Raw genomic sequence first — 3,138 nt, forward strand, 5'->3', positions numbered from 1 at the left:
GCCGCGCGTTCGGCCTGAGGGCAACGGCGGGGCTTTCACGACTCACCTCCTTTCGCAGATTTGCCGGGACCGCGCTGGCGGGCGCGTTTGTCGGCCCGGTCACGCGCTTCCTTGAGACGGTACGACTCGCCCTCGATCGAGATGACCTCGGCTTGATGCACAAGGCGATCGACGAGCGAGACGACACAGGCGGCGTTCGGGAACACTTCATGCCATTCGGCAAACGGACGATTCGATGTGACGATGGTGCTGTTGTTCTGATATCTACGGCTGATCAGCTCGAACAGCAAATCGGCATGGCGATTGGAGTATGAGAGGTAGCCGACCTTATCGATTACCAGGACGTCAGGCGCAGCATAGCGACGCAAGCGCCGGCGCAGCGTTGAATCGCTATCGAGCGCGGCGAGTTCGCCCAGCATATTGCCGGCGGTAGTGAACAGCACCGTGTGTCCATGCACGAGCGCCTGATGCGCGACGTTCTTCGCCAGCGTTGATTTGCCCACGCCGTTCGGGCCGATGAGCACGACGTTGGCAGCGTCGTTCAGGAACCCGAGTGTCATCAACTCTTCGAGGGCGCCGCGATCACACCGTGATGGCCAACTCCAATCGAAGTCGCACAATGCCTTGAAGCCGCCCAGATGCGCGTCCTTGATGCGCCGCTCGAGCGAGCGACGGGCTCGCTCGTCTTCCTCCCACTGTACGAGCGGAGCGACCCAGGGCTCCTGCGCGACTTCAGCCCAGTGGGCCAGCAGCCCATGCAAACGCAATTCGTGCGCGCGCGTACGCAATGATTCAAGCGAGCTCATCGGGATCTCCAGCAAGTTGGTCATAAGTATCGAGCCGGTGCGGTTGGACCGGCGTGTCCTTCTGGCGCACGTGCGGCGGCAAGCACACGGCAAGCGGTGGCGGCAGTTGACGCGCTTCACGGCGCCGCTCCAGCGCAAGGCGCACAGCGTTGGGGTGCGGCACGCCGCTTTCGAGCGCATCGCCGATCGCAGCCTGCAATTGGGCGGCGCCGTAGCGATCGAGCAGGCGCAGCAGCGCCGCCGTGATGGTGCCCAGATTTGCACTGCGTTCGGCCGCGCGGCGCAGCAGATCCTCACTGGCGGGGGCAGCCCTGGCCAGGCGGTCCATGCCGCGATGATGACGGGCCTCGCGTTTGACGCCGACGAGCGTCTCGATGTGCGCCGGCTCTTCGATCTGCGCGCTGCGATCGTAACTGCGATCGTGACGCGCAATGACCTCGGCGCCGTCGAGCACGCGTACCTGTTCGAGATCAGCGCGCACAGTGAGCGTGCGCCGCACGTGCGTGTGCGGGATCGAGTAGTCGTTCAGATCGAAGCGCACGTAGGGCGTCTTGCCGACCTTGACGGCGAGGGTTTCCTCGACGGGATACGGGTTCTCCGGTAACGCAAGCAGCGTCGGCTGCTCCTGGGCAAACGCCTGGCGCACACTGATCGCCCGGTCTTCCGGGCACGGGCGATCGGCCGCCTGCGTGCGGCACCAATGCTCGGCCTGCGCATTCAGATCGTCTAGATCGACGAACTGCCTTGCTGCGAAGAACGCGTCGCGCACATGACGAATCGCACGCTCGACGCGCCCCTTCTCATTGCCGCGCGCAATCGCCACCGGTCTGGGTTCGAACCGATAGTGAGCGGCAAAGGCGAGCAGCGTCGGGTGGAAGCGAATCGCGTCGCCCCGGCGTTCGAGTACGGCGCTCTTGAGGTTGTCGTAGAGGATGACCCTGCCGAGTCCGCCCCAGTGCCTGAAGGCGCCGATATGGCCGCGCAGGAAGTTCTCCATGCGCGCGTCGAGAAAGAAGCGGAGATACAGATCGCGCGAGTACGAGAGCACCATCACGAAGGCCATCAGCGGCCGGCGCGCGCGGCCAATCTGCAGGTAACCAAAGTGACCCCAGTCGCATTGCATCTGTTCGCCGGGCAAGGTGCGCAGCCGCAGATACGCTTCGGCAGCCGGACGTGGCCGGTGCAGCGAGACCAGATGCCGGAAGTGCGTGGGGCCACCCTGATAGCCGCGCTCGCGCACCATGCCGTAAAGGCGACTGGCCGTGAGCGTCGGATACTTCTCGAGCGTCCGGCGAATGAACGGCAGGTATGGCTCGATCATCGAAGGCCGCGGCGCCGGACCGTGGCGCGGCAGGCCCGCCTGTGCGAGCACGCGTTTGACGGTGCCGCGATGCAAATACAGTTGCCGCGCGATCGTGCCGCAGCGCCACTTCTCAACGTGATAGAGCCGCAGGATATGCGCTTCGAGTTCAGCGTCAATCGTCACCTTCAGAGCCTCCCCGGAATCGATAGATGGAGCGAGGAGCTCGACGGCGCAACGGGCTCAGGCGCACGAACGGCGAACAGGCACAGCCGCATAGGTGGCAATGCGTTGTTGCCGGCGCCGATGCCGTGACGCGACGGTGAGTGACAGCGGCGCGCATCGAGTCCGCTGGCAGTAGAGCACTCGGCGCCGTCGCAGGTGAACCCTGATGCGTCACTTTATTGTGCTGCGCCCGATAGCGGCGGGCGCGCTGCGCATGGGCAAGACGCCCGCGACGGGAGCGCTGGTAACGCTGAGCCGCTTCGCGCAAGCTCGCGCGCCGGGCCGCTTGCGCACAGCCGCCGGCGCAATAGATCTGGCCTCGGTCACAGCGGCGGCAAATGAACACCTGCGTGCGGCAGCGGGCGCACAGGAAGAAACGGCCCGTGGGCAGCATCCCACCGGCAGCATTGCCTTCGGTCATCGGCGATCCCCGTAGAACGCCGAAGACAATGCGATAGACAGGGGCGCACGAGCCGTGGAATACTGCGGCTGCACGCGATCCTGTGTTAAGCCCCGTGGCTTTGCACTGCGACTTGTGTGGCGCGACTCCGGGGTGAACTTGGCGGTTTACCGGTGTCGCGCCAGTGGTTTCTTCGGCGCAGCGCCTTTCTACCGCAACTGCTTGCCGCCGTCATCTCCCAACGCGCTTTGCGCGTCTGCACTCGCCCTGCGGGCTCCTTACGACGCACAAAGCGCCATCAGTGCCCGGCTGCACGCTCCCTGCCATTCCTCAACGAGAAACCGCTCGTTTAGCGGATCAATTCCACGACGCCGTCGCTTAGTGTCGGATTTAGACCGGCGTTCACA

General features: G+C 64.8%; 3 protein-coding genes. 1 reads left to right on the forward strand and 2 read right to left on the reverse strand.

All coding sequences use genetic code 11. The annotated features are described in order from the left end of the window. Positions 1–35: 35 nt before the first annotated feature. Positions 36–806, reverse strand: coding sequence for an IS21-like element helper ATPase IstB (gene istB / locus IAG25_RS40950; protein ID WP_187609868.1), 771 nt, complete (start codon positions 804–806; stop codon positions 36–38). Continuing rightward, positions 793–2,292 (reverse strand): IS21 family transposase, encoded by a 1,500-nt coding sequence (istA, locus tag IAG25_RS40955; protein ID WP_187609869.1) that lies wholly within the window; start codon positions 2,290–2,292, stop codon positions 793–795. The genes istB and istA overlap by 14 nt, the downstream gene beginning before the upstream one ends. Before the next feature lie 205 nt (positions 2,293–2,497). Here istA and IAG25_RS40960 point away from each other — a divergent pair, with 205 nt between their 5' ends. Next, complete coding sequence (locus IAG25_RS40960) at positions 2,498–2,767, forward strand: hypothetical protein (RefSeq protein WP_187609870.1); 270 nt, start codon at positions 2,498–2,500, stop codon at positions 2,765–2,767. The last annotated feature ends 371 nt before the right edge of the window (positions 2,768–3,138 follow it).

Source organism: Caballeronia sp. EK (genome assembly GCF_014384845.1).
Taxonomy (GTDB): Bacteria; Pseudomonadota; Gammaproteobacteria; order Burkholderiales; family Burkholderiaceae; genus Caballeronia; species Caballeronia jiangsuensis.